2 protein-coding genes are annotated in these 1,152 nt (G+C 51.5%); both read left to right on the top strand.

Annotation, left to right across the window (positions count from 1 at the left end; all coding sequences use genetic code 11):
- The first annotated feature begins 405 nt into the window (after window positions 1–405).
- A complete protein-coding gene (locus AC2A1E_RS24125; protein ID WP_484385758.1) occupies window positions 406–633 on the top strand; it encodes a hypothetical protein in 228 nt (75 codons plus the stop codon).
- Window positions 634–673: 40 nt separating this feature from the next.
- Window positions 674–1,120, top strand: coding sequence for an IrmA family protein (locus tag AC2A1E_RS24120; protein ID WP_484385863.1), 447 nt, complete (start codon window positions 674–676; stop codon window positions 1,118–1,120).
- The last annotated feature ends 32 nt before the right edge of the window (window positions 1,121–1,152 follow it).

Raw genomic sequence — 1,152 nt, 5'->3', positions numbered from 1 at the left:
AAAACGACGGCAGTGAACGCGTTGGTTCGCCACCGTCGCTGCGGTTGTCAGGGGGATAATATCTGTCTGAAATTATTTTCATTCGTACCTGCGTCCTGCATTCAACCACGTCAATCCGCCTCCTCAGGCTCCCTCTGGGCAGGTAGTTGAGACGGCCTGAGCTTTACCCATCTTCGTCTGTTTCTCACACATCATAATCACCAATATTGATCGTTACAAACGATCGATGTTAGATTATCGATCGTTATATTCTATTAATTGATTTATTGGCCACACCAGGGAAAAGAAGAATTGTCATTAATTCATAACGGGTTACAGAGGTTATGACGATAAGGACAAGGCGTTGAACACGTGAGTGCTCAGATGCCTTGCGGAGTGAGGGTTGAGTCTTCCAGAGAGGGAACCATGCCATTTATCGCGGCGATATTTTTAGTACTGATCATCATCGTGTTACACAAATCCAAAGTCGGCAGCGTGATTATCATCACCCTCATCAGAATAGTGGCACCGGTGCTGGGGTTTGGCGCAGTGGCCGGATTTACCAGCGTGGTCGTTACCCCCTTTGTGGGGATCCCCCTGGGGCTGCTCGCGGGTTACTGGATCATTGTCATGATGTCTAAATCAAGGAGATGAAGGCCCCCCACAACCTGTTTCATGCTAAAGAGGAAAGAGAATGATAAGAAAAGCGTTAGTGAATACGGCTCTGCTGGCGGGCTTGTCTGCCCTATCGCTGCCGTCATGGGCGGTGATTGAACTGTGGCATTCCGATACGGTCTGGGCCAATCAGGGGATGTGCGCGGCGACCTTCACCCTGGATGGGGGCGGAAGCGATGGCAGTGGGCGGGGCATTGGTCGTCTGGAGATTGCTGTCGATGTGCTGGATAAATCCGGGAAACGGCTGGATAGCGACACCCTTGACGTCGACCCGTTCAGTGACTCGGAAGCCACACGCTACCAGACCGCGCAGCTTATTGGAGAAGACTACTGTAAAGATAACCTGATTATCAACATCACCCGCGTGACCGAGACCGTAAACGGTAAACAGCGAGTGATCCCCCTCAGCGAACTAGGCTCTCGCGACTTCAAGCCCTTTACCGTCAATATAGCGGGAAAAGAATAGGCAAAAACCTCGCCGTCGCTGCACCGGCAGCA

The organism is Serratia sp. HNCC26DJ206, assembly GCF_057180605.1.
This window is presented reverse-complemented; position numbering and strand designations above follow the sequence as displayed.